The sequence below is a fragment of the Bacillus infantis genome (assembly GCF_050107595.1).
Taxonomy (GTDB): domain Bacteria; phylum Bacillota; class Bacilli; order Bacillales; family Cytobacillaceae; genus Bacillus_AB; species Bacillus_AB infantis_C.
This window is the reverse complement of record NZ_JBNILH010000004.1, coordinates 127,090-149,477: the sequence shown is the minus strand read 5'-3', so window position 1 is coordinate 149,477 and position 22,388 is coordinate 127,090. Positions and strand designations below refer to the sequence as shown.

Below are 22,388 nucleotides of genomic sequence, written 5' to 3'. Positions count from 1 at the left end.
AAGGAGGAAACCGCTTGGAGCTACCTATCAGATTATCCAAGGAATCCCGCGTTCCCATCTACCACCAGATTGAGGGACAGATAAAAGCTTTGATTGCGAGCGGTGTGCTCCCGGCAGGATCGCCGCTCCCGTCCATCCGCTCCCTCTCGAAGGATCTTGAGGTAAGTGTCATCACAACGAGAAGGGCTTATCAGGATCTTGAATATAAAGGCTTCATCAACACGATCCAGGGAAAGGGAACCTTTGTGGCCGAGGTGGCTGAATCGGAAAAGGCGGATGTTAAGCACAGTTCAGTCTATCAGGCGCTCGAAAATGGCATCCGGACAGCCATGAACTATGACTGCACACTTGAAGAAATTGAAGAGATTTTTCATAGAGTCATAGAAAAAATAAAGAACGGGGAGGAATGAAGATGATGTCAATAGAAATCACCGGACTTGAAAAAGAGATAGACGGCTTTAAACTGGGCCCTTTGGATGCAAGATTTGAGCCAGGGACCATCACAGCTCTGATCGGCAATAACTCATCAGGAAAAAGCACCCTGTTAAAATTAATGATGAATCTGGCCAAAAGAGATAAAGGGGATATCAGGATAAACGGGCGCCCGATTTCAGAGGGAGAGTCATGGAAGCAGAGCATCGCTTATCAGCCTCAGACACTAAACGGCGTCAGCGCGCTTACCGGATATGAGCTGTATTCACTTGTTTCGAGATGGTACCCTTCCTGGGATAAGCAGCTGTTTGACGAAATTGTGAGCCGATTTTCAGTTCGGCTTGATAAGCCTTACGGAAAACTCTCCCAAGGTGCCCAGCAGAAGCTTAACCTTGCATTGACTCTTCCCAGGGATACAGAGATTCTTCTTTTGGATGAACCGTCTGCCTCCATGGATATACCTGCTAAGCATCTTTTGATGGAATTGCTTGCTGAGTGGATGGAGCGGGGAGACAAGACAATGATCATTGCGACCCATCAGGCGGAGGATATCCGCAAACTGGCCGATTATATCCTTTTTATGAGGGATGGAGAAATCACTGGGCATTTTGAAAAAGATAAATTGGCCCTCAAGTTTAAAAAGTATTGGGTGGGCCAGCTGCCGGATTCCAGCATACCCGGTGAAGTATCACGCCAGGGGAATCGGATGGTCATAACCTCGGCAGCCCTGGAAGCAGAAAGTTATTTTAAAAAAGCTGGCATAGCAATTTTGGAGGAAGAGGTCCCGGAGCTTGAAGAAGCCCTGACCATCATGCTTCGGCAGCCAAAACAGGAAAAGGGGTGGAGAAATTGACCGGGAAGGTACTCTCTGTTGAAGGAATCGGCAAGTCATATAAAGAAAAGCAGGTGCTGAAGGATATTTCTTTTTCGGTGAATGAGGGTGAAATCATGGCCATCCTTGGTCCTAATGGCGCCGGCAAATCCACCTCGATCCGCAGCATCATGGGAATTATTCTGCCGGATGAAGGAGATATCACCTTTCATGGGCATTCTTCAGGAAAAAGCATTCCCCGCCACCTGATCGGCTACCTGCCTGAAGAAAGGGGCCTTTATAAAAATGTCAAAGTGATGGATATGCTGCTCTATCTTGCTGAGTTAAAGGACTACCCTTTGAAAAAGGCAAAAGGGCGGATTCTTGAGTATTTGGCTAAGTTCAATATGGAAGGGAAGGAGAAGGCCAAGCTGGAGGAATTGTCCAAAGGGATGGGGCAGAAAATCCAGTTTATCGCCTCTGTCCTCCATGAGCCCCGCCTGCTCATCCTTGATGAGCCTTTTTCCGGGCTTGATCCAGTCAGCCAGGAGGTTTTCAAAAAAGAAATCCGGGAGCTTGCGGATAAAGGAACGGCTATTCTGCTTTCCTCGCATCAGATGAATATGGTGGAGGAAATGTGTGACCGGCTCTTTATGATACATAAAGGGCAAAGAGTCCTTGCAGGAACGGTGGAAGAAGTGAAAAAAGAGTATGCGAACTATAAATGCACAATCCGAGGGGCAAATGCAGCGGCACTGCTGGTAGAAATTCCTCACGTGCAAAGGGTGGAGCAAAAAGGCGATGTGTCAGTCCTTTATCTCGACAGCAATGTACATCCAGCCAGGTGGCTGAAGCAGCTGCCTGACCAGCTGGCCGTCCAGGAGCTGTCCATCGACCGTGTTTCCCTCCATGAAATATTCATAGACATTGCATCAGGAAAGCATCCTATACAGAAAGAGGGTCATAGAATTGCGCAATAGCTTAAAGGTAGCCAAATGGGAGATAAAACGAAATATGAAAAATAAATCCTTCGTCATTTCGCTTTTGCTGACGCCTCTAAGCTTCCTGCTCTTTGCCATATTGCCATCAGTGATGGACCATTTCCAGGATGAGCCCGAGCCGGTTAATGTGATAATAAAGGATGAACTGGGTTTATGGAATGGCACAGAAGGAATTTTGGCAGGGCTTGATTGGGACATCGAGCTGACAGATGCCCCAGAGAGCGAAATTCTGGGTAAGCTGGAGACTGCTGAAAATACGGTCTATATTCCGCTGACAGAGAACGAGCTTGATGCGGGGCTTTTCCCCATATACAAGAGTGAAGGAGTGCCGGATGATGTTCTGCAGCAAGCCATTCTGCTGGAGCAGCCGCTGCGCGCCTTTCAGCTGAGCCAGCTGGCGCTTAATGAAGAGGAGCTGGCAGCAGTTTCACAGAATATCAGCTTTGAAGCGATTGAAGCGAAGGATACAGCAGCCGGAGAGGATTTATATGAACGATTGATTCCTGGGATCACAGCAGGTGTCGTCCTGTTTTCAGTCGTGATATCTGGGATGATGATCTTTCAGAGCGCGTCCCAGGAGAAAAAAGATAAAATAGCTGAAATTATGCTGTCTTCCCTGACATCCGGTGAACTGATGCAGGGGAAAATCATCGGTTATTTTACCCTTGGCATCATCCAGGTGGCCGTCTGGCTTCTGTTCGTCATCCCGGCCGCATCATGGAGGCTTGATGTACCGCTGATCCAGTATCTCGCAGTTCCGGAAACATTGGTCCTTATGCTGTTTGCGATCCTTGGCTATCTGCTGTTTGCCGCTGTTTTTGCAGGGATGGGTGCAACCGTGGAGGATGTAAACTCTGCCAGCAATTTTCAGGGCTTTATACTAATGCTTCCTTTTGCACCGCTTCTGCTAATCAAGCCAGTATTATCAGATCCTGAAGGAATAATTGCCATTGCGGGCTCTTATATCCCATTCACTGCCCCTGGGGTATGGATCATGAGGCTGTCGGTCATGGAGGAGTGGCCATGGGTAGAATTGCTTCTGGCTGCTGCCGTCCTCCTGGCCAGTATTATTTTATTGATGAAAGCAGCAGGGAAGATCTTTAAGGTTGGAATCTTAATGCACGGCAAAAATGCCACTCCGCAGGAAATGTGGAAGTGGCTGAGTAAAGCGGAATGAATAGTGGAAGCCTGGATGAAGTCCATCCAGGCTTTTTCATAGCATGGAAAATATTCAGAAAATATTGACATATAATATATCCAAGAATATATTGGACATAATAGACGGGAGTGTGAAGTAATTGAAAAGCAAAGGCATTTATAAGGATTTCTTCTTTCACCCTGATATCGTCATCATGTCATGCCTCTTTGGTGCCGGGCTCATTTGGTATACAGCGGTATTCGGTGCCGGCTGGCAGCTCCTGGTCTTTACAGCAGGGGGAATGCTTACATTTATGTTCAGTGAATATCTGACACACCGCTTTCTATTCCATCTTAACCCGCCTAAGAATGCTCTCTTTTTGGCTTTCTTAAAGCGTATCCACTATGAACACCACAAATATCCCAATGATTTGAAGCTGCTGTTTCTGCCGGTCTGGTACAGTTTGCCGAACTTGTCGGTCCTTGCCCTCATCTTTTTCTTTTTTACTGGTTCGCTGCCTGATACTGTGTCATTCAGCCTCGGCCTTGTGCTCATGCTGCTGATCTATGAATGGAAGCATTATGTAGCCCACCGCCCGATCAAACCGAAATCCAAATTTGGAATATGGCTGAAAAAGACGCATATCCTTCACCATTTTAAAAATGAAAACTATTGGTATGGTGTCTCAACCCCTTTTGTCGATGCTCTGTTTGGGACGTTAAAGGATGAGAAGGAAGTGGAAACAAGCAAAACGGTGAAGGATCTGGAAAATCGGACAATGGAAAAGAAGCTCTCGTCCTAATTGAAAAGGTTCATTATAATAATTTATACAGAAAGATAATGAAATGGGGAACATTCTTGGCAAACGAAATTGTATTGGAAATTAACATGGCTGAAATGCCCAATGATCAAAAAGGTAAGTTTTTTCCCCGGGTAAAAAGCATGGTGGGCGATAACGATTTTATGCCTTTCAGATCTGCTGTGACCAGCAGACAAGAGGTGTATTTTTTACAGGAAAAACAGTATGACAGAATGCTAAGGGTGAAGAAAATTGCTGAACTTACCGGCGGTTTGGGAGGACAATTCACGATTTATAGAAAGAACCAAACGGGAAGGAAAGAAATCTCTCTTCAAGAATTGGAAGAGGAAATCGCCCAATTCAAAACAGTGAATGAACTGCCTGCTTTTCGATACCATCCCAACGTGTATGAACTGGGGATACTTGATTTCTATGAAGATGAGTGCCAGGTATGCTGCAGGACCAGCCACTTTTTTTCCGGAGGCGGACATTTTGGGGAAAGTGATATAGAGGTTATCTGTATAGATTGCCTTTCGAGCGGCAGGGCTGCGAGTGAATGTAAAGTGCAATTTAATACTGGCTGGCTGGAATCGCAGGACATCAATAAAACTGAAGAACTGAATGCAAAGACACCGGGGATCTTGTCTTGGCAGGAGGTGGAATGGCAGCAGCATTGCCATGATTTTTGCGCGTATATTGGCAGATTCAAGTGGGATGATATCGCTCATCTGGAAGAAGAGCTGACAGCAGACCTCTTAGCTGAGGCAGATATGTTTAACGTTAGTACAGCAGAGATGAAGCGCATCCTTAATAAATATGCTGTGGGACATCTTTTCCAGTGTCTCCATTGCGGACAGCATAGAATGACTGCCGATATGCCATAGAAAATAAGAAAAGCTGCCTCTGAAGGCAGCTTTTCTTATTTTCTAATAAGCCCTTTGGAAAGCGGATAAATGGTCGAGCTCTGAATAATCAAAGATAAGATGACCGCTGTAAAGGTCAGCGAAATGATCATATCCGCCCTGGTGGTTTGTGCTGCATCGAGTATCAGCAGAAGAACGACCGACATGGTCCCTTTAATGCCGGCCCATGATATGATGGACGATTCCCGCCAGCTGAACAGCTTCCTTTCTTTTGGCAAGGCTAGGACGGTTCCATGAATGACAGCAAATCGGATCAGGATGCTCATAGCAAAAATGACAAAGGCAATGCCCCAATGATCAATGGTCAGATGGCTGGTTGCTTCAATTCCAATCATAAGAAAGACAAGGGAAATGATGGTCGGCTCGATTATTCCCCAGAAGCTGTCGAGCGATTCAAGGTAATGGTCTTCCTTATTCGTATGATTGAACTCCCATGACAGCATGATGCCGGCAGAAACCGTGGCCAGCACGCCGGAAACGCCTGCAAGCTCGGCTGTATAGAAGATTCCGTACGAAAGAATGATGCTGAGCATCACCTGATAATCATTCCGCTCGGTCACATGGACGGCCTTGCTGACGATCCAGCCGCATATAAGTCCAAGAAAAATACCCCCGAGAGATACAAAAAGAAAGTCTTTTGCAAACGAAAGAACCGAAAAAGATTCCCCTCTGGCAAACATCCCTGTCAGTACAGTGAACAGGACAAAGCTTGTCCCGTCATTGATCATGGACTCACCTTCGACAATTTCGCTTACCCTCGGGTCGGAGGACGCCTCCTTAAGGATGGAAATGACGGAAACCGGGTCGGTCGGTGTAAGAATGGCCGCAATCATCAGGCTTCCGAGGAAGCTGATGGTAACGAAAAGGTTGGCAAAATAATAAATGGCAGCCCCAAGGAGCAGCGCTGTGATCAAAAGGCCTGCTGTACTAAGAAAGCCAATCATACCCGCATTCTTTTTCAGGGCGGCTGGAGGAAATCGATATGCCGAAATGAATAATAATGAAGGCAGAAAAATATCATATAAAATTTCCTTTCCGATATGAAGCGACGCAAAATAGCTTATAAAAGAAAGGCCGATTCCTATCAGCACCAATACAGGCGGACCAGGGAACAGCTTTTTCTTTTTATCCATGGTAAAAACAATATAGCCCAGCAAAAGCAGCAAAATTATTTTTATCGGCTCCATGCTCTTTCCCCCTTTCGCATTTTATAGAAAATTACCCTTTTGCAGGCAGATAAAAACTTTAGCCGAGTGGGTATCTTTATCGTTCGGGTACTGGAATGCTGAATGCCACCGCTGTTGATACAGGGAGTTTGCAGCATATGAAGAGGCCGGCAGGAATTAAAGACTTTCCGCCCATTTATCAGCCCTAACACCGGTATTTAAGCGCCTGCTCTGCTGAATTACCGCAAATTTAGATTTGGAGCATTGACAAAATACCTACCAGGGTATATTATTGGTTTATGGCCGCCGAACAAAGCGGCGTCCGCAAAAGAATGGAGGGGGCATCCTTTGGAATATAATAATGGCACGAAGAACCGGATTAAGCGGGTCGAAGGGCAAATGCGCGGCATTATGCGCATGATTGAAGAAGATGCAGATTGCAAGGATGTCATTACCCAGCTGTCTGCTGCAAGGTCGGCAATTGACCGGGCAATCGGCCTAATCGTGAGCACAAATCTTGTGGAATGCATGAAAGATGCCGATGAAGATGGCACTCTGGAGCCGGAAGAGATGATAAAGGAAGCAGTCAATCTGCTTGTAAGAAGCAGATAGGGTTGACATCCTTTTTATTTTGAAATACCATATACCCCACAGGGTATTAAAATAAAATAATTATCCAAGGAGGAATTTTCATGAACAGCAATAAAGTACTAGATGCAAAAGGCTTGGCTTGCCCAATGCCGATCGTTAAAACAAAGAAGGCAATCGGTGAGCTTGAAACAGGACAGGTATTAGAGGTTCTGGCGACTGACAAGGGAGCGAAGAGCGATCTGAAAGCATGGGCTTCATCAACAGGCCATGAACTGGTTGATATGAAGGAAGAAGCAGGCGTATTTACTTTTTACATTAAAAAGGGCTGATTTTTTTTGCAGGGTTATATACCCGGTAGTGTATATTAGATGAGGGGGATTAGAATGTCAGAGAAGAAAAGAACAACGATTGTCCTTTTTAGCGGAGATTATGATAAAGCAATGGCAGCCTATATCATTGCGAACGGCGCTGCAGCTTATGATCACGAAGTTACCATTTTCCATACTTTCTGGGGATTGAATGCTCTTCGGAAAGATGAGAATACTATGGTGAAAAAAGGATTCATGGAAAAGATGTTCGGCAGGATGATGCCAAGGGGAGCCGATAAAATGGGGCTTTCAAAGATGCACTTCGCAGGGCTTGGGCCTAAGATGATCAAAGGTGTCATGGAAAAGCATAATGCACTCCCGCTGCCGCAGCTGATCGAGATGGCCCAGGAACAGGATGTAAAACTGGTTGCCTGTACGATGACGATGGATTTGCTCGGACTGCAGCAGGAGGAGCTGCTTGACAATATTGAATATGCTGGTGTTGCAGCTTATCTTGGTGATGCCGAAGACGGCAATGTAAATCTGTTTATATAGGAGGGCAACACAATGGAGAAATGGTCAGCTAAAGAAGTAGAAAGCAAGCTGGAAAATGGAATGCTCAATATTGTGGATGTCCGGGAAGTGGATGAGGTAAAAGAAGGCCGTATTCCTGATAGCGTCAATATTCCGCTTGGACTCCTTGAATTCCGGATGCATGAGCTTGATAAAGATAAAGAATATGTCCTTGTATGCCGGTCAGGAGGCCGCAGCGGAAGGGCGTGCCAGCTGCTTGAATCCCATGGCTTCAAGGTTGTTAATATGGAGGGCGGAATGCTTGCCTGGGAAGGGCAGACAAAGTAATTTTTTTAAGAACTTATATACCCTGGGAGGTTTAAAGATGACACAGATTAAGACAGATTCCACTCTTGATGCAAAAGGGCTTGCATGCCCTATGCCGATTGTCAAAACGAAGAAAAAGATTACCGGGATGAATGCAGGTGAAGTGCTGGAGGTGCTTGCTACGGATAAAGGATCAAAGGCAGATTTGAAGGCATGGGCTGAAAGTGCCGGCCATCAGTATCTTGGAACTGTTGAAGAGGAAGGCGTGCTAAAGCACTATCTCCGCAAAGCAAGCGGCGAAGAGGTGCAGGAGAAAAAGCATCCTCATGTTGTCAGCAATGATGATCTTGAGAAGCTTGTGGCAGAAGACGGCGATATCATTGTGCTGGATGTACGGGAATCTGCAGAATTTGCTTTCCACCACATTCCTGGCGCTGTCTCCATCCCATTAGGAGAGCTGGAGGAGCGCGCTGGAGAATTGGACGGGGGCTTGCCGGTCTATGTAGTCTGCCGGACAGGCAGCAGAAGCGATCTTGCTGCAAGGATGCTTGATGACAAAGGCTTCAAGAATGTCAAAAACGTGATCCCTGGCATGAGCCAGTGGAATGGACCATCAGCCAGTATGAATCAATAAAAATTTTTAAACCGAAAAATACGGTAGGGGGTAATCGGGTTGGCTGTAAAAGCAATGCCTGCTAAGGAAGCTGCGCAAAAAGTAATTCAAAAAGAAGAAATGTTCATTCTTGATGTCCGCAATCATGATGCATTCGAGGATTGGAAAATGGAAGGAGACCATTTTCAGTATTTGAATATTCCCTATTTCGATCTTTTGGACGGCGTCGGGGAGATTATGGAAAAGCTGCCGGCAGACAAAGATATCCTGGTTGTATGTGCCAAGGAAGGTTCATCCGTAATGGTAGCTGAGATGCTTTCCGATGAAGGGCTGGATGTATCTTATCTGCAGGGCGGAATGAAGGCATGGAGCGAGCATCTTGAACCGGTCAAAGTTGGTGATCTGAAGGACGGCGGAGAGCTGTACCAGTTTGTGCGCCTGGGGAAAGGCTGCCTTTCTTATATGGCGATTTCCGGCGGGGAAGCGGCCATTATTGATGCAGCCCGGATGACGGAAGTATACAGAGGGTTTGCTGACGAAAAAGGCGCAGCGATCAAGCATGTGTTTGACACACATCTTCATGCTGACCATATTTCCGGAGGAAGAATTCTTGCTGAACAGACGGGCGCTAGCTACTGGCTGCCGCCAAAGGATGCCGGCGAGGTCACTTTCGATTACAGCAGCCTTGAAGGTGGAAGAACAGTGGGAATCGGCACAACTGCTATTGATATCCATGCATTGTACTCTCCTGGCCATACGATTGGATCAATATCTTTCGTGATTGATGGACAATACTTGCTTTCAGGCGATATTTTATTCATCGACAGCATTGGCCGTCCTGATCTGGCCGGTCTGGCAGACGACTGGGTAGGGGATCTGCGTGAGACTCTGTATAAGCGATACCGTGATCTGTCGGAAGAGCTGCTGGTTCTGCCGGCCCATTTCATGATCATTGATGAATTGAATGATGATGGTTCTGTTTCTAAGAAGCTGGGCACCTTATTTGCAGTAAACCATGGCCTGAACATCAGCGATGAGGCAGAATTCCGCAGGCTGGTCACCGAAAACCTCCCGCCGCAGCCGAATGCCTATCAGGAAATCCGCAAAACCAATATGGGCAGAATCACTCCTGATGAAGAAGAGCAGCGTGAAATGGAAATAGGTCCAAACCGCTGTGCTGTCAGGTAATAACAGGCAAGTGCCTGCCAGTACCCCGGCAGGCTTTTTCCTGAAAAGGGAGGATGAGAACCATGAGCATTGAATTAATCATCGTCATTTTCCTGCTTGGCTTTGTTGGATCGTTTATTTCCGGGCTGCTTGGCATAGGCGGTGCTATCATCAATTATCCTGTGCTGCTGTATATACCGGCTCTTTTTGGTTTGGCTTCATTCACTGCGCATGAAGTAACCGGCATCAGTGCGGTCCAGGTTCTATTTGCGACACTCGGCGGTGTATGGGCTTATCGCAAAGGCGGATTCTTAAATAAGTCTCTGATCCTTTATATGGGCATCAGTATCCTTGCCGGAAGCATGATCGGCGGATTTGGTTCGAAGCTCCTGCCTGAAGCAGGCATCAACCTTGTGTATGGCATACTTGCATTGATTGCGGCAGTGATGATGTTCATTCCGAAGAAGGGGATTGATGATGTACCGCTCGATGAGGTCGTTTTCAATAAGTGGCTTGCTGCTTCCCTTGCCCTCATCGTCGGCATTGGTGCAGGAATTGTCGGTGCCGGCGGTGCCTTCCTGCTCGTTCCGATTATGCTTGTAATCCTGAAAATACCAACGAGGATGACGATTGCATCTTCCCTTGCCATCACATTTATTTCTTCCATCGGTGCAACCGCGGCTAAGATTTCGACCGGACAGGTGGATTATCTGCCAGCCCTGATCATGGTTGCGGCAAGCCTGCTGGCCTCTCCTCTTGGGGCAAAGGCCGGGAAAAAAGCCAATACGAAAGTGCTGCAGGTAATCCTGGCTGTTTTGATCTTTGCTACAGCTATTAAGATATGGATGGATATTTTATAATAGGATGCTGCCCCTCCGGAGGGGCGGTTTTTTTGTATGTGAAAAAATAAATAGCATAAATTAACGATAGCAACGATGAGAGGCGGGGACATTTCTATATGAAGTTTATTGTGAAAAAGCCGGTCAAGCTATTTGACCAGATTGAAAGATACGGCGAAGTCACCAATGTCCTTGGCTTGGGGGACCCGCATGTGGTTAAGATAGATGGGCAATGGCAGATGTTTATCGGCGGTTTTCAGACAAATTTTAAAAACAATATCTTCACCGCATCACTGCCGCACGGGGAAGCGCTCAGCAGTGATAATTGGGAGCTTGCATTGGATAATCAAAATCCGAAAAAAGCGAAACCCCTTATTGAGAACTCCGAAAAAGGGAGCTGGGATTATTACGGCTTTCATACTCCCTGCTATGTGAAGGCAAAAGGAAAAAATGGTGATACAAAGGAATTGATTTATTATACAGGAAGAGCCTCAAAAAAGGTCCTCGACAATGATGCTCCTTATTCCATCGGGGCTATTGAAAGGACAGCCGGCGGCTGGAGGAGGATACCCTTCCCGGTAATAAGGGGAACGGGGAGCAGCCCGAATGTGCTCGAGCCTAAGGCAGGATTCATTGATGGGAAGTGGAGGATGCGGTATGTAACCACAAGACAGGAGACAGGGAAAAAGGGATATCCGCATTATACAATCATGTATACAGAAAGTGATGATGGAGTGACAGGCTGGAGCAGCCCTTTTCCTTTGTTTGGAGAGGATGAAAACTATTATGATGCATCAGTTCACCCTTCAGCACCGGATGGGTTTGAAATGCTGGTATGCCGCAGCACCAATTTGTATGGGCGAAAGCCGTTTCCGCACCAGGGTTTATGGCTTCTGCAGGGGACTGAGCCTGATGGAAAGCGCAGCAGCTGGTCTTCTGATCCTTATTGCATCCTGGATGCAGATAGGGGGGAGGAGTGGTACAGGCATGGCATTGGAAGCCCCTCCGGCCATTATGGGGAAACGGTGGCCGACCGGGATACACTGTACATATTTTTTACAGGTCTGCATCGGGAAAGAAACTGGCTGAAAATCATGCTGGACTGTATCAAAAATAAGCAGCGCCCCCCGTTTCCGTCCCCATTTTATTTTACAGTCGGAAGGGTGGAGGCGGCCAGGGAGAGATAGCAAAGAAGCAGACCAAATGGTCTGCTTCAAGCATTTTTATGGATTGGTCGACCACATTCCGGCATTTTTAATAAAAATGCGCGGGTTCAGCTTCAGCTGGGCAACCATGTATTCAGCCAAATCTTCAGGCTGCATGACTTTTTCAGGGTTTCCGTCAGTCAGGTTTGTTTCAATTGCAAGATCTGTCGCCACAGTGCTCGGCGTCAGGGCACTGACCCGGATATTATGCTTTCTGACTTCAAGCATCAGTGATTCTGTCAAGCCGAGAACGGCAAACTTGGAAGCACTGTATGCGCTGGTCACAGGAGCACCTTTTTGGCCTGCACTTGAAGAAATATTGATGATATCGCCGGATTTTCTTTCAATCATTCCAGGCAGGACTGCACGTGTTACATGGTAGACGCCCATCAGGTTTACCTGGATGATGTCTTCCCACTCCTGCGGGGAGAGCTCCAGGAAGCCGCCGAATTTCGCGATGCCTGCATTATTGATCAGGATATCGATCTGGCCAAGCTCAGACGTTATCTTTTCAACGGCTTTGTTGACGGACTCGCTGTCCTGGACATCTGCAGCTGCAATAGAGACTTTTACGTCAAACTCTTTCAGCTCTTCGGCTGCTTTTTCAAGATTGGAAAGTGTCCTTCCAAGCAGTCCCACAGACATGCCTTCCTTAGCGAAAGCAATTGCCGCTGCACGGCCGATCCCTCGGCCGGCGCCTGTGATTAAAGCTGTTTTTCCTTTCAGGCTTTGCATATGATCACTCCTTTTATTGATATGATACTACTCCAAATTGGCATGTCTGCCAAACATTTTGGCTGAATCAAGGCCTTTTTTCTCCATGACGCGAAGGATGATGGCATCATAAAGCAGGAGAAGGGACTGCTCGAACAGGGATCCCATCGGCTGGATGGTGGTAAGCCCGCCTTCATTCTGGTCCTTTGTCGCTCCCGGCATTTTGACGGTGATGTCAGCAAGGCTGCCGATGGATGAGTCAGGGACGATCGTGGCGGCTGCTATTGTACCGCCGATCGACCTGGCTTTTTCAGCCATGGAAACGAGGCTCTTTGTCTCGCCGGAGCCTGACCCGATGATCAGAAGATCATTCTCCTCAAAGCCCGGCGTGACGGTTTCGCCGATGACATAGGCGTCAACCCCCATATGCATGAGCCTCATGGCAAAGGATTTTGCCATGAAGCCTGACCTGCCGGCGCCGGCTGTGAAAACTTTTCCGGCTTCGAGTATCTGGCTGGCGAGTGCTTCCGCCTCCCCGGGATCAATGGCCTCTGCCGAATGTTCCAGCTCGTTTAGTATCTTTTTCAGATATTCTGCCGTATTCATCTTCTTACCCTTGCTTGATGATTTCCTGCATTTTGCTTGCAGCAGCTTTTTTGTCGTCCTGGCTGGTGATGCCTCCGCCGACGATGACCAGGTCAGGCTGGGCCTTAACCACTTCCGGAAGGGTATCAAGCTTGATTCCGCCCGCGATGGCTGTTTTCGCATTTTTAACGACGCTTTTAATTGTTTTTAGATCTTCAAAAGAGTTCTGGCCCACAGCTTGCAGGTCATACCCAGTGTGTACGCAAATATAGTCCACGCCAAGCTCGTCCAGTTCTTTTGCGCGCCCTTTGAGGTCCTTGACGGCAATCATATCAACAAGGATTTTTTTGCCTTGCTTTTTCGCCTCTTCCACTGCCCCTTTGATGGACTCGTCTTCCGCTGCGCCGAGAATCGTGATGATGTCTGCGCCAGCTTCAGATGCCTTCATGACTTCATATCCTGCTGCATCCATGATCTTCAGATCGGCAAGCACTTTCAGGTTAGGGAATGCTTCCTTTACTTCTTTGACGGCCTTGAGGCCTTCATTTATGACAACAGGAGTGCCGATTTCCACAACATCGATATGCTCCTCTACTTCTTTAACCAACTCGATTGCTTCAGGGATGTTTACCAGGTCTAATGCTAATTGTAATTCCATTTCTTTCACTCCTTCAAATAGTCTGGGATGAACTGTGTTATTGGATATCACAGTATGAATGTCATTATAAGGATTACAACTCCCATTTGTAAGTACGCACTTTAATTTTACATAGTGCCTAAAAGTATACTAATGAGTTATAATAGGCTTCGGAGGTGATTGGGATGTCCCGCATGCTGGATAAAACCTTTAACTGTGAAAAAGAACTGACTCTTTCTGTGATTGGCGGAAAGTGGAAAATGATCATTTTATGGCATTTGGGCAAAGAAGGCACCAAACGATTTGGCGAACTCAAAGCCCTCATACCCGGAATCACCCAGCGAATGCTCGTCAACCAGCTGCGCGAGCTGGAGGAGGACGCCATCGTCCACCGCGAAGTCTATCCAGTCGTGCCGCCAAAAGTAGAATATTCCCTCACTGAACAGGGCAGGACGCTCATGCCCATCCTGGATGCCATGTACAGCTGGGGAAAAAATTATATGGAAACTGTCCTGAACTCTGACCAGGATTCCGATCAGACTGCAGATTAGCCAAAAGAGATTGCTTCAGGCGAAGCGGTCTTTTTTCATATCACGACTTTATTAAGATGTCCCATTGGGAGGATTTTAGAAACGGGTAATCCGATGCCGATGGGACAGTAAACTTGAAGTGACAGACAGTAAAAGCATGCTGATGGATAGTAACCAGCTGGCGACCGATAGTAACGCTTACGGAACGGATAGTAACAATTTTTAGACGGACAGAAATGCCTAGCTGATGGACAGTAACACCCATTTAGCGGAATAAAAAAGTCAAAAGATCAGGAAAATGCCGCTAAGTCCTAAGCGAAAACGATATTTTTTCGAGATTTTTAGACAACGGATAGTAAGTATGTACTGAAGGACAGTAAAGTTTGCATGACGGACAGTAAATTTGAGAGAACGGATAGTAAAATATCCCCTACGGACAGTAAACCTCCCTGCGTCAAATCGTAAGGGGGGAGATTACAATAAAAAAGAAGGAATATAATTGATTCCTGCCGAAAATTCTTATTGATAAAAAAGGGGTGATTATTTGATTAAAAAAGACCGAAAAAAGCCATTAAAGCTGAGAAAGCTTGAGGTACTTCTGAGGCGGGTAGCGGAGGATCATCCAGCCAGACACAAAATCGAACAAGATTACGCAAAAAGTCTGGCAGGATACCGCGGTGAAAAGGCCATTGATTTTTATTTGAAGGAAATTGATGAGTCGTCTATCACTCTCCACGATATCAGGCTGCCATATGAAGACGCATTCTTTCAAATGGACACGCTGATTTTGTCTCCGAAGTTTATCGTCATACTCGAATTGAAAAATATCGCCGGAACAGTATTGTTTGATCAGAACTTTCAGCAACTGGTAAGAACAATAAACGGGAGGGAAGAGGCATTCCCTGATCCCGTATTACAGATCGGCCGCTTAAAACGTCTTTTGACAATCTGGCTGGCCAACCTGAAATTCCCCTCAGCCCCCATTGAAACCCTCATAGCTGTGGCCAATTCTTCTACAGTCATTAAAGCATCCCACAATCTGGAGATAAAAAACAAGGTCATTCATGCTCAAGGTTTCCCTGCAAAAATGGAAGTGTATGAGAAGCAGCACAAAAATGAAAAGTTTTCGGGCAATGAACTGAGGAAAATGGCGCGTCTCCTTATAAAGTTTAACCAGCCTTATAATCCAGACATTCTCAATCCATATGGACTTCAGCAAACTGACATACTAACCGGCATCTTCTGCCCCAATTGCTCACTTCCGGCAATGGAGAGAAGGGACAGGGCCTGGATCTGCCCCCGCTGCTATTATAAAAGCCGGAATGCCCATCATGCGGCATTACAGGACTTTGTCCTCCTATTCGGAAGTCAAATTACCAATCGGGAGGTGAGAAGCTTCTTGAACCTCTCCTCCATCTCAATTGCAGGAAAACTGCTTGCATCGATGGACCTCAATAGCACGGGCAGCTACCGCAACCGCCGCTATGAGTTGATTCTGTCAGACGAATAAGTTTTGCCGCCAAAGCCCCTGCTATATTTTCGAATCGATTTACCATCTTCCTAACAGAAGCCTCCCTATCCTTCTTCATAGGTAATCGCCTGCTTTCCAATCTGTTCCCAGCCGGCTATGAACTCTTTCCGCGGAAGCTTGCGGTTTTTTTTGTCGAGCGGGTCGTTAACATAGAGGCTTTCTTCGTCAAATCCTGTGACAAGGACTGAATGCATGCTGTAGGTGACTTTAACAGGCCCGCTTTCGGTTTCCCATGTTTCCCATTCGCTTTCAGGCAGTCTATCGAAGGTGCTGGTGACGATGACCCAGACAGGGCGGCCGTCTTCGACCTGCTTCAGGACAGAATCAAAGTCTTCACCTGTCATGTCTTTTATTTTCCCCGGCAGGTAGTTCTCTGCAAGTTCGGCAACCGGTTCATGATAAACGCCAAGGCCGGGCTCATCCATTGTCTGCATATTGCCGACAAATCCTTCATGGATATTGCCGCGGACACCGTTTTCCTCGAAAGGCACCCGCTTGATTTCCTCGGAGAGGGTCATTTTATTAACAGAGACACCTGCATCCTGGAGCAGCATGGCAAGGGTAGTCACTTCACATCCCCTCATCAGCTCAGGCTTCTGGGAAATATGCGGGGCATCAATCATCATCTGCTCGGCTGTCTGCTCCTCAGCTGGCCTGGATACAGCTTCTTCTTCGGCACCGCTGCTTTCAGAACAGCCGGCAAGCACAATAACTGCAGCTATCATCGCTTTTTTCAAAGAATTTCTCTCCTTTAGCGTTTTTATTGTCCTTTCCCTTTATACCGGTGAGTTAACCTGAAAAAGCATGCTGGAGCCTTAGTGAAGAGATGATCGGCATTTTCTCTTCTACAGGAAGGTTTTTTATATTCCGGCTCGAATAATAGAAGATGATAAGAAGTATCAAGAGGAGGCAGCAGAGTGGAAAGTGGAATCTATCTGATAATGGCAGAGTATATGGAACTGGCCGACCGTTATTTGCCAGGCAGGCTGGAAGGGCTGTATATTCATGGATCTGCCGCGCTCGGAGCTTTTGAGCCGGGCAAGAGCGATATTGACTTTGCAGCAGTAACAAAAGAGGTTTTGACACAGGAGGAAGCAGGGCGGCTGCAGAAGGTCCATAAAGAGCTTGCCTCAAGGCATCATTATCCTGAACTGGATGGCTGTTATCTGGTATGGGATGATTTTGGAAGCCTCTCCAAAGACCTGCGCTATGTCTATAATGGCGGAGAGCTGGCAGAGGATGCCCCGTTTAATCCTGTTATGTGGAGAATTTTAAAAGATCATGCTATCAGATTAAGAGGTCCTGAGATATCAGATCTTTTCATCCCTATTCAGGAGGATGATTTGGCTGAATATATCATTGAGAACAGCCAGTCGTACTGGCGGAAAAGAACAGAAGCAATGAAAACTGATCCTGATGGAATCTTGGCCCTTCCGTCAGAAAAGATTTATGAGGAGCTGGAGTGGAGCATACTTGGCCTGCTGCGGCAGTTTTATACTTTGAGGGAAAACAATATCATTTCCAAATCCGGGGCAGGGGAATATGGGCTCATACATATGCCGGATAAATGGCATGCAGTGATTGAATTGGCGCTTCTTGTCCGGAAGGGGAATATGCCAGCGGCCGCACCGGAAAAAGATGTGATCATGGATGCGCTTCAGCTGATGGATTCTTTGTCTTCTTCTATCCTGAAAGAAAAGAAGGGCCTTCCTTCCTAAGAGGGGCCCTTCCCAGATTAATAAATGCCGACATCACCGCTGGAAACATCAACCTTGATTTCATGTTTGCCTTCCTTGTGCCTGCCAAGTATACGGTTGTCTTTGATTTCTTTTTCATCCAGTGCGAAGTCTGCACGAATCTCACCGCTGCTGTAATGGGCATCGAGTGCAAAGCTGGCATTATCAGGCAAGTCGAGCTGCACATCTCCTGAGCTGACATCCAGGTCGATGGGTGCTGTAAGCTTCTTCATCTTTATGTCAAGTTCTCCTGATGCAATGCCGGCCTCAAGCCTTCCTTCTAAACTGTCGATGATCGTGCTGCCTGAACTGATTTCAAGGTCTGCTTCTCCTGCTTTCAAAGAAGATATGAATAGTTCACCAGATGCGCCGTTAAGCTCAAATTCCCGGACATCTAGGCTGCCGAGTTTAACATCTCCTGAACTCATATCCAGTGAAACTTCCCGCAGCTTTATTGGATCATTGCCTGCAAACTCAAAATCCCCGGAGCCTAGATTGATATCAAGATCTTTGTCATAGTTCTCAGGGATATAGATGCTGAGCTTTGTCTTTTCAAAGCCGCTGAACCAGTGAGGCCATTTTCGTTTATAGTCAATCTTTATTAGGCTGCCCTTTTTCTTAACGCTCACTTCACCCTTGCCATCAAGAACGGCTTCAACGGTATCCCTTTTTTCCTGGATGATGGTTGTTTCCACGCCTGATACATTTACTTCGATCTGGCTTACCCGTTCAGCTGACGCCTTTTCCTTTCCGTTTGCACCAAGTCCGAGCCAGCTGAAATGGCTAAAACTTGTAAAAACCAGGTAAAGCCCCGTGATAGACAGGAATAGCAGAATGATTTTTTTCATATGAAAACCTCTTTCTATTTTTTCATGATTTGAATCTGTTGTTTATAGTCTACCTGAGTATTCATTTCCATTTAATGCACCTCCGCATGATTTTCTTCTAAGACCTGAGACATATATGCGAAAGCGCTTTTTCTTCAGATGGTTTATTTTGAAAAAAGGAGGGTACAGGGGTTGTTAGCAGGAAAATGATTAAGAGAGAAAGGATGAGGGATTTGCCTGATACATATCAAGTAAAACTAAATGGTGCTGAAGTGAAGGTGGCCGCAGGTGATGAGACAACCATCCTTCAGCTATTGCAGAACTCATCGGTGGAGGTGCCGAATGTGTGCTATCACCCGAGCCTCGGGCCGATTGAAACATGTGATACCTGCATCGTCAGTGTGAATGGGGAGCTTGTCAGATCATGCTCAACCAGGCTCAACGATGGGGATATCATTGATACGGTATCAGCGGATGTAAAGGAAGCCCAGGTTATCGGGATGGACCGCATCCTGACCAATCATGAGCTTTACTGCACAGTATGCGATTATAATAATGGCGGATGCGAAGTACATAACACAGTCAAAGAAATGAAAATCAATCATCAGAGCATCCCTTTTGCGCAAAAGCCATATCCTGCGGATGATTCAAACCCTTTCTACCGTTATGATCCGGATCAGTGCATTCTTTGCGGACGCTGTGTAGAAGCATGCCAGGATGTGCAGGTGACAGAGACGCTGACAATAGACTGGGAGCGGGAAAAACCAAGGGTCATCTGGGATAATGATGTCCCGATCAATGAGTCTTCTTGTGTTTCATGCGGCCACTGTTCAACAGTCTGTCCGTGCAACGCCATGCTGGAAAAAGGCATGGAAGGGGAAGCCGGCTATTTGACCGGGATCGCAAAGCAAACGCTCCGTCCGATGATCGAGATCACTAAAAATGTCGAAACAGGCTACGGCTCTATACTCGCCATTTCGGATATGGAAGCCGCAATGCGCGACGAGAGAATTAAAAAAACAAAAACAGTCTGCACATATTGCGGAGTGGGCTGCAGTTTTGATGTCTGGACAAAGGGCCGTGAGATCCTGAAGGTGGAGCCCCAGGCGGAAGCCCCGGCAAACGGGATCTCCACCTGTGTGAAAGGGAAATTCGGCTGGGACTTCGTCAATAGCGAAGAGCGGCTGACAAAGCCCCTGATCCGGGAGGGAGAATCTTTCAGGGAAGCGGAATGGGATGAAGCCATCAGCCTGATCGCGCGCCGTTTCACCGAAATCAAGAATGAACATGGAGCCCAGGCTATGAGCTTCATTTCTTCCTCTAAATGTACGAATGAGGAGTCTTACCTGATGCAGAAGCTTGGCCGTTCAGTGATCGGGACTAATAATATCGACAACTGCTCCAGATACTGCCAGACTCCTGCGACTGTCGGGCTGTTCAGGACGGTCGGCTATGGCGGGGATGCAGGCAGCATCCGGGATATCCAAATTGCCGATCTTGTCCTCATCATCGGCTCCAATACAGCAGAATCCCACCCTGTCCTGTCAACCAGGGTAAAAAGATCGCACAAGCTCAGCGGCCAGAAGCTGATTGTGGCAGATTTGCGGAAGCATGAAATGGCTGACAGGGCCGATCTGTTCGTGCAGCCGAAGGCAGGAACCGATATCATCTGGCTGTCAGCAGTGGCTAAGTATATCATCGACAATGGCATGGCAGATGAAAAGTTCCTTGCTGAAAAAGTGAACGGGCTGGATGAATTTACGAAGAATCTGGACAAGTTCACGATGGAGTATGCTGCTGAAGTGACTGGCATTCCGCTGGAGCAGCTGATTGATATGGCAGAAATGATCGGCCGGGCAAAATCCGTCTGTGCACTCTGGGCGATGGGTATTACCCAGCATATGGGCGGCAGTGATGCAAGTACAGCTATATCCAATCTCCTGCTTGTTACCGGGAACTATGCAAAGCCGGGTGCAGGGGCTTACCCGCTTAGAGGGCATAACAATGTTCAGGGGGCGAGCGATTTCGGCAGCATGCCGAACATGTTCCCGGGATACCAGGAAGTTGCTGATCCTGAGATCAGGAAGAAGTATGAGATGGCATGGGGAACAGAGCTTCCAGGCGAACCCGGGCTCAATAACCATGAAATGGTTGAAGGCATTCATGCCGGCACCCTTAAGGCGATGTACTTGAAGGGTGAGGATATGGGGCTCGTTGATTCAAATATCAATCACGTGCATGCTGCGTTTGAAAAGCTTGATTTCTTCGTGGTCCAGGATATTTTCCTCAGCAAGACGGCGGAGTTTGCCGATGTGGTCCTTCCTGCAAGCCCGAGTCTTGAAAAGGAAGGAACATTTACCAATACCGAGCGCAGGATCCAAAGGCTGTACCAGGCCCTTGAACCGCTTGGTGACTCAAAGCCTGACTGGCAGATCATCATGGAAATCGCCAACAGCCTTGGGGCAGGCTGGAGCTACACCCATCCATCCGAAATCATGGAAGAAGCCTCCAAGCTGATGCCTTTATATTCCGGTGTGACGTATGAAAGGCTGGAAGGTTATAACAGCCTGCAATGGCCGGTAGCGGAGGATGGGAAGGATACCCCGCTTTTATATACAGAACGATTCCCATTTGACGATGGCAGGGCAAGGCTCGTGCCGGTGAATTGGACAAAGCCGCTGGAATTTGAGGAAGAGTATGATCTCCACGTTAATAATGGGCGCCTTCTTGAGCATTTCCATGAAGGCAATATGACGTACCGGTCCAAAGGAATCAGCGAGAAGACGCCAAACGTGTTCCTTGAGGTTTCCCCTGAGCTTGCAGAAGAGCGCGGACTGGAAAGCGGCACGCTTGTGAGGCTTTCATCTCCTTATGGAAATGTAAAGGTGCAATGCCATATTACCGACAGGGTAAAAGGGAAGGAAGTGTACCTTCCGATGAATGACAGGGGAGAGGCTGCCATCAATCTCTTGACAAGCAGCTATGCTGATAAAGATACAGATACACCGGCTTATAAAGAAATCCGGGCAAAAATGGAGATTCTGAAGGCAAAGGGCGAAGATCCGCTCCCTAGAATCAACCACCGCTATGGAAACCCGCAGCCGCAGATCGGCGTGCAGGTCCAGAAAAAGTGGGCGCGGAAGGATTATATTTTCCCTGGAGATCTTGTGAAAAAGGAGCGAGAACATGGCTAAAGCGATCACGCATATCCAGAGAAAGACATTGACCGAGGAAGAAAAGCGTAAAAAAGATCTGATGGAGGTGGAAGATGCCCTGATTGATAATAAAGAAGCCATCCTGGAGTCCCTCAAGGTCATGAGGAATATGCATGACCGGGGGGTGCTTTCCCTGCTCAGCGGACTGTTTGGCCAGGGAGACAAAGTCCTCGACATCCTTGTCAGGGCGGCTGACAAACCGGAAACCTCGAACACATTGAAGAATTTGCTCCTGATGGGCGGGACACTGGGAATGATCAATGTCAAACAGCTGGAGCCGTTCCTGCTTAAAATCGACTCAGGCATTGCCAGGGTGGCAGAGGCAGGAGATACACAGGAAAAAACAGGCTTTTTCGATCTGGCTAAATCTTTGAAAGATCCGGAAATAAACAGGGCCGTCACCCTGCTGCTGACCTTCCTGAAAGGGATGGGCCAGGAAACGAAGGAGCTGGAGCGGAATACACAGCTTCCGCAGGAACAAATTGAAGAGCAGAGAAAGCAAGACGAGTGATGTTCAGAAGGGGGCAGATGCCCTCTTCTTTTTTTGTGTGGAAAACCCATATTCAACCATTCATTCTTTCTTCCTCATCTGCATCTTCATTTTTTAACTTTTCCTAAAAAAAATAAAGCCTTGCACAACAGGAAAGACAGCGGTTACATGTTAGAATATTTAACATTAAGTTATCAGAAACTTTAAAATACTCATTGACACCCGTTTAAAAAGAGTTAAAATAAGGGTAAGAAACTTAATGTTATATTATCTAACATAATTATGTTAGA

At 47.1% G+C, this 22,388-nt stretch carries 25 protein-coding genes; 19 read left to right on the top strand and 6 right to left on the bottom strand.

The window, feature by feature from the left end; all coding sequences use genetic code 11:
- Positions 1 to 14: 14 nt before the first annotated feature.
- The 6 genes from ACQCVH_RS10070 (at position 15) to ACQCVH_RS10045 (ending at position 5,065) form a co-directional block, all read left to right on the top strand.
- A complete protein-coding gene (locus tag ACQCVH_RS10070; protein WP_426835554.1) occupies positions 15 to 410 on the top strand; it encodes a GntR family transcriptional regulator in 396 nt (131 codons plus the stop codon).
- A gap of 2 nt (positions 411 to 412) precedes the next feature.
- Positions 413 to 1,285, top strand: a complete 873-nt coding sequence (locus ACQCVH_RS10065; RefSeq protein ID WP_426835553.1) for an ATP-binding cassette domain-containing protein — start codon at positions 413 to 415, stop codon at positions 1,283 to 1,285.
- Positions 1,282 to 2,223 (top strand): ABC transporter ATP-binding protein, encoded by a 942-nt coding sequence (locus ACQCVH_RS10060; protein ID WP_426835552.1) that lies wholly within the window; start codon positions 1,282 to 1,284, stop codon positions 2,221 to 2,223. The genes ACQCVH_RS10065 and ACQCVH_RS10060 overlap by 4 nt, the downstream gene beginning before the upstream one ends.
- A gap of 34 nt (positions 2,224 to 2,257) precedes the next feature.
- Complete coding sequence (locus tag ACQCVH_RS10055; protein ID WP_426835551.1) at positions 2,258 to 3,421, top strand: ABC transporter permease; 1,164 nt, start codon at positions 2,258 to 2,260, stop codon at positions 3,419 to 3,421.
- Between the two features lie 175 nt (positions 3,422 to 3,596).
- The gene (locus tag ACQCVH_RS10050; protein WP_426835822.1) at positions 3,597 to 4,184 is read left to right on the top strand and encodes a sterol desaturase family protein; all 588 of its coding nucleotides are present in this window, start codon (positions 3,597 to 3,599) and stop codon (positions 4,182 to 4,184) included.
- Positions 4,185 to 4,240: 56 nt separating this feature from the next.
- On the top strand, positions 4,241 to 5,065 hold the full coding sequence (locus ACQCVH_RS10045; RefSeq protein ID WP_426835550.1) for a CbrC family protein: 825 nt from the start codon (positions 4,241 to 4,243) through the stop codon (positions 5,063 to 5,065).
- 35 nt (positions 5,066 to 5,100) lie between these two features.
- Here the strand turns inward: ACQCVH_RS10045 and ACQCVH_RS10040 are convergent, their stop codons facing one another.
- Positions 5,101 to 6,291 carry a cation:proton antiporter gene (locus ACQCVH_RS10040; RefSeq protein ID WP_426835549.1) on the bottom strand — a complete coding sequence of 397 codons (1,191 nt, stop codon included), beginning with the start codon at positions 6,289 to 6,291 and terminating at the stop codon, positions 5,101 to 5,103.
- Positions 6,292 to 6,618: 327 nt separating this feature from the next.
- Here ACQCVH_RS10040 and ACQCVH_RS10035 point away from each other — a divergent pair, with 327 nt between their 5' ends.
- The 8 genes from ACQCVH_RS10035 to ACQCVH_RS10000 all read left to right on the top strand — a co-directional run bounded on the left by ACQCVH_RS10035 (position 6,619) and on the right by ACQCVH_RS10000 (position 11,815).
- Positions 6,619 to 6,882, top strand: a complete 264-nt coding sequence (locus ACQCVH_RS10035; RefSeq protein ID WP_426835548.1) for a metal-sensitive transcriptional regulator — start codon at positions 6,619 to 6,621, stop codon at positions 6,880 to 6,882.
- A gap of 80 nt (positions 6,883 to 6,962) precedes the next feature.
- Entirely contained in the window at positions 6,963 to 7,190 is a 228-nt protein-coding gene (locus ACQCVH_RS10030; protein WP_426835547.1) for a sulfurtransferase TusA family protein, read from the top strand.
- A gap of 54 nt (positions 7,191 to 7,244) precedes the next feature.
- A complete protein-coding gene (locus ACQCVH_RS10025; RefSeq protein WP_426835546.1) occupies positions 7,245 to 7,724 on the top strand; it encodes a DsrE/DsrF/DrsH-like family protein in 480 nt (159 codons plus the stop codon).
- A gap of 12 nt (positions 7,725 to 7,736) precedes the next feature.
- Positions 7,737 to 8,030 carry a rhodanese-like domain-containing protein gene (locus tag ACQCVH_RS10020; protein ID WP_426835545.1) on the top strand — a complete coding sequence of 98 codons (294 nt, stop codon included), beginning with the start codon at positions 7,737 to 7,739 and terminating at the stop codon, positions 8,028 to 8,030.
- Positions 8,031 to 8,067: 37 nt separating this feature from the next.
- Positions 8,068 to 8,643 (top strand): sulfurtransferase TusA family protein, encoded by a 576-nt coding sequence (locus tag ACQCVH_RS10015; RefSeq protein ID WP_426835544.1) that lies wholly within the window; start codon positions 8,068 to 8,070, stop codon positions 8,641 to 8,643.
- A 39-nt stretch (positions 8,644 to 8,682) separates the two neighbouring features.
- A complete protein-coding gene (locus tag ACQCVH_RS10010; RefSeq protein WP_426835543.1) occupies positions 8,683 to 9,810 on the top strand; it encodes an MBL fold metallo-hydrolase in 1,128 nt (375 codons plus the stop codon).
- A gap of 62 nt (positions 9,811 to 9,872) precedes the next feature.
- A complete protein-coding gene (locus ACQCVH_RS10005; protein ID WP_426835542.1) occupies positions 9,873 to 10,649 on the top strand; it encodes a sulfite exporter TauE/SafE family protein in 777 nt (258 codons plus the stop codon).
- Positions 10,650 to 10,747: 98 nt separating this feature from the next.
- Positions 10,748 to 11,815 carry a hypothetical protein gene (locus ACQCVH_RS10000; protein ID WP_426835541.1) on the top strand — a complete coding sequence of 356 codons (1,068 nt, stop codon included), beginning with the start codon at positions 10,748 to 10,750 and terminating at the stop codon, positions 11,813 to 11,815.
- A 36-nt stretch (positions 11,816 to 11,851) separates the two neighbouring features.
- On the opposite strand, the gene ACQCVH_RS09995 is transcribed toward ACQCVH_RS10000, so the two are convergent.
- The 3 genes from ACQCVH_RS09995 to hxlA are packed head-to-tail and all read right to left on the bottom strand — an operon-like array spanning position 11,852 to position 13,790.
- Positions 11,852 to 12,568, bottom strand: coding sequence for a 3-ketoacyl-ACP reductase (locus tag ACQCVH_RS09995; protein ID WP_426835540.1), 717 nt, complete (start codon positions 12,566 to 12,568; stop codon positions 11,852 to 11,854).
- A gap of 27 nt (positions 12,569 to 12,595) precedes the next feature.
- Positions 12,596 to 13,153 carry a 6-phospho-3-hexuloisomerase gene (hxlB, locus tag ACQCVH_RS09990; protein WP_426835539.1) on the bottom strand — a complete coding sequence of 186 codons (558 nt, stop codon included), beginning with the start codon at positions 13,151 to 13,153 and terminating at the stop codon, positions 12,596 to 12,598.
- 4 nt (positions 13,154 to 13,157) lie between these two features.
- On the bottom strand, positions 13,158 to 13,790 hold the full coding sequence (gene hxlA, locus ACQCVH_RS09985) for a 3-hexulose-6-phosphate synthase (protein WP_426835538.1): 633 nt from the start codon (positions 13,788 to 13,790) through the stop codon (positions 13,158 to 13,160).
- 164 nt (positions 13,791 to 13,954) lie between these two features.
- Here hxlA and hxlR point away from each other — a divergent pair, with 164 nt between their 5' ends.
- Both hxlR and ACQCVH_RS09975 read left to right on the top strand, forming a co-directional pair.
- On the top strand, positions 13,955 to 14,320 hold the full coding sequence (gene hxlR, locus ACQCVH_RS09980) for a transcriptional activator HxlR (protein WP_426835537.1): 366 nt from the start codon (positions 13,955 to 13,957) through the stop codon (positions 14,318 to 14,320).
- A 523-nt stretch (positions 14,321 to 14,843) separates the two neighbouring features.
- Positions 14,844 to 15,809 carry a nuclease-related domain-containing protein gene (locus ACQCVH_RS09975; protein WP_426835536.1) on the top strand — a complete coding sequence of 322 codons (966 nt, stop codon included), beginning with the start codon at positions 14,844 to 14,846 and terminating at the stop codon, positions 15,807 to 15,809.
- A gap of 65 nt (positions 15,810 to 15,874) precedes the next feature.
- Here ACQCVH_RS09975 and ACQCVH_RS09970 read toward each other — a convergent pair whose 3' ends face one another.
- The gene (locus ACQCVH_RS09970) at positions 15,875 to 16,567 is read right to left on the bottom strand and encodes a C39 family peptidase (protein ID WP_426835535.1); all 693 of its coding nucleotides are present in this window, start codon (positions 16,565 to 16,567) and stop codon (positions 15,875 to 15,877) included.
- Between the two features lie 180 nt (positions 16,568 to 16,747).
- Here ACQCVH_RS09970 and ACQCVH_RS09965 point away from each other — a divergent pair, with 180 nt between their 5' ends.
- Entirely contained in the window at positions 16,748 to 17,548 is an 801-nt protein-coding gene (locus ACQCVH_RS09965) for an aminoglycoside adenylyltransferase domain-containing protein (protein ID WP_426835534.1), read from the top strand.
- A 17-nt stretch (positions 17,549 to 17,565) separates the two neighbouring features.
- Here the strand turns inward: ACQCVH_RS09965 and liaG are convergent, their stop codons facing one another.
- Positions 17,566 to 18,414 (bottom strand): LiaG family protein, encoded by an 849-nt coding sequence (liaG, locus tag ACQCVH_RS09960; RefSeq protein WP_426835533.1) that lies wholly within the window; start codon positions 18,412 to 18,414, stop codon positions 17,566 to 17,568.
- 203 nt (positions 18,415 to 18,617) lie between these two features.
- On the opposite strand from liaG, the gene fdhF reads away from it, so the two are divergent.
- Both fdhF and ACQCVH_RS09950 read left to right on the top strand, forming a co-directional pair.
- Entirely contained in the window at positions 18,618 to 21,587 is a 2,970-nt protein-coding gene (fdhF, locus tag ACQCVH_RS09955; protein WP_426835821.1) for a formate dehydrogenase subunit alpha, read from the top strand.
- Positions 21,580 to 22,119 carry a helical membrane plugin domain-containing protein gene (locus tag ACQCVH_RS09950; RefSeq protein WP_426835532.1) on the top strand — a complete coding sequence of 180 codons (540 nt, stop codon included), beginning with the start codon at positions 21,580 to 21,582 and terminating at the stop codon, positions 22,117 to 22,119. The genes fdhF and ACQCVH_RS09950 overlap by 8 nt, the downstream gene beginning before the upstream one ends.
- The last annotated feature ends 269 nt before the right edge of the window (positions 22,120 to 22,388 follow it).

Coding starts and splice junctions, on each gene's coding strand:
- ACQCVH_RS10065 (WP_426835553.1), top strand. CDS start 413: ATGATGTCAATAGAAATCACCGGACTTGAAAAAGAGATAGACGGCTTT.
- ACQCVH_RS10055 (WP_426835551.1), top strand. CDS start 2,258: ATGAAAAATAAATCCTTCGTCATTTCGCTTTTGCTGACGCCTCTAAGC.
- ACQCVH_RS10050 (WP_426835822.1), top strand. CDS start 3,597: ATGTCATGCCTCTTTGGTGCCGGGCTCATTTGGTATACAGCGGTATTC.
- ACQCVH_RS10040 (WP_426835549.1), bottom strand. CDS start 6,291: ATGGAGCCGATAAAAATAATTTTGCTGCTTTTGCTGGGCTATATTGTT.
- ACQCVH_RS10030 (WP_426835547.1), top strand. CDS start 6,963: ATGAACAGCAATAAAGTACTAGATGCAAAAGGCTTGGCTTGCCCAATG.
- ACQCVH_RS10025 (WP_426835546.1), top strand. CDS start 7,245: ATGTCAGAGAAGAAAAGAACAACGATTGTCCTTTTTAGCGGAGATTAT.
- ACQCVH_RS10020 (WP_426835545.1), top strand. CDS start 7,737: ATGGAGAAATGGTCAGCTAAAGAAGTAGAAAGCAAGCTGGAAAATGGA.
- ACQCVH_RS10015 (WP_426835544.1), top strand. CDS start 8,068: ATGACACAGATTAAGACAGATTCCACTCTTGATGCAAAAGGGCTTGCA.
- ACQCVH_RS10005 (WP_426835542.1), top strand. CDS start 9,873: ATGAGCATTGAATTAATCATCGTCATTTTCCTGCTTGGCTTTGTTGGA.
- ACQCVH_RS10000 (WP_426835541.1), top strand. CDS start 10,748: ATGAAGTTTATTGTGAAAAAGCCGGTCAAGCTATTTGACCAGATTGAA.
- ACQCVH_RS09995 (WP_426835540.1), bottom strand. CDS start 12,568: ATGCAAAGCCTGAAAGGAAAAACAGCTTTAATCACAGGCGCCGGCCGA.
- hxlB (WP_426835539.1), bottom strand. CDS start 13,153: ATGAATACGGCAGAATATCTGAAAAAGATACTAAACGAGCTGGAACAT.
- hxlA (WP_426835538.1), bottom strand. CDS start 13,790: ATGGAATTACAATTAGCATTAGACCTGGTAAACATCCCTGAAGCAATC.
- hxlR (WP_426835537.1), top strand. CDS start 13,955: ATGTCCCGCATGCTGGATAAAACCTTTAACTGTGAAAAAGAACTGACT.
- liaG (WP_426835533.1), bottom strand. CDS start 18,414: ATGAAAAAAATCATTCTGCTATTCCTGTCTATCACGGGGCTTTACCTG.
- fdhF (WP_426835821.1), top strand. CDS start 18,618: ATGAGGGATTTGCCTGATACATATCAAGTAAAACTAAATGGTGCTGAA.
- ACQCVH_RS09950 (WP_426835532.1), top strand. CDS start 21,580: ATGGCTAAAGCGATCACGCATATCCAGAGAAAGACATTGACCGAGGAA.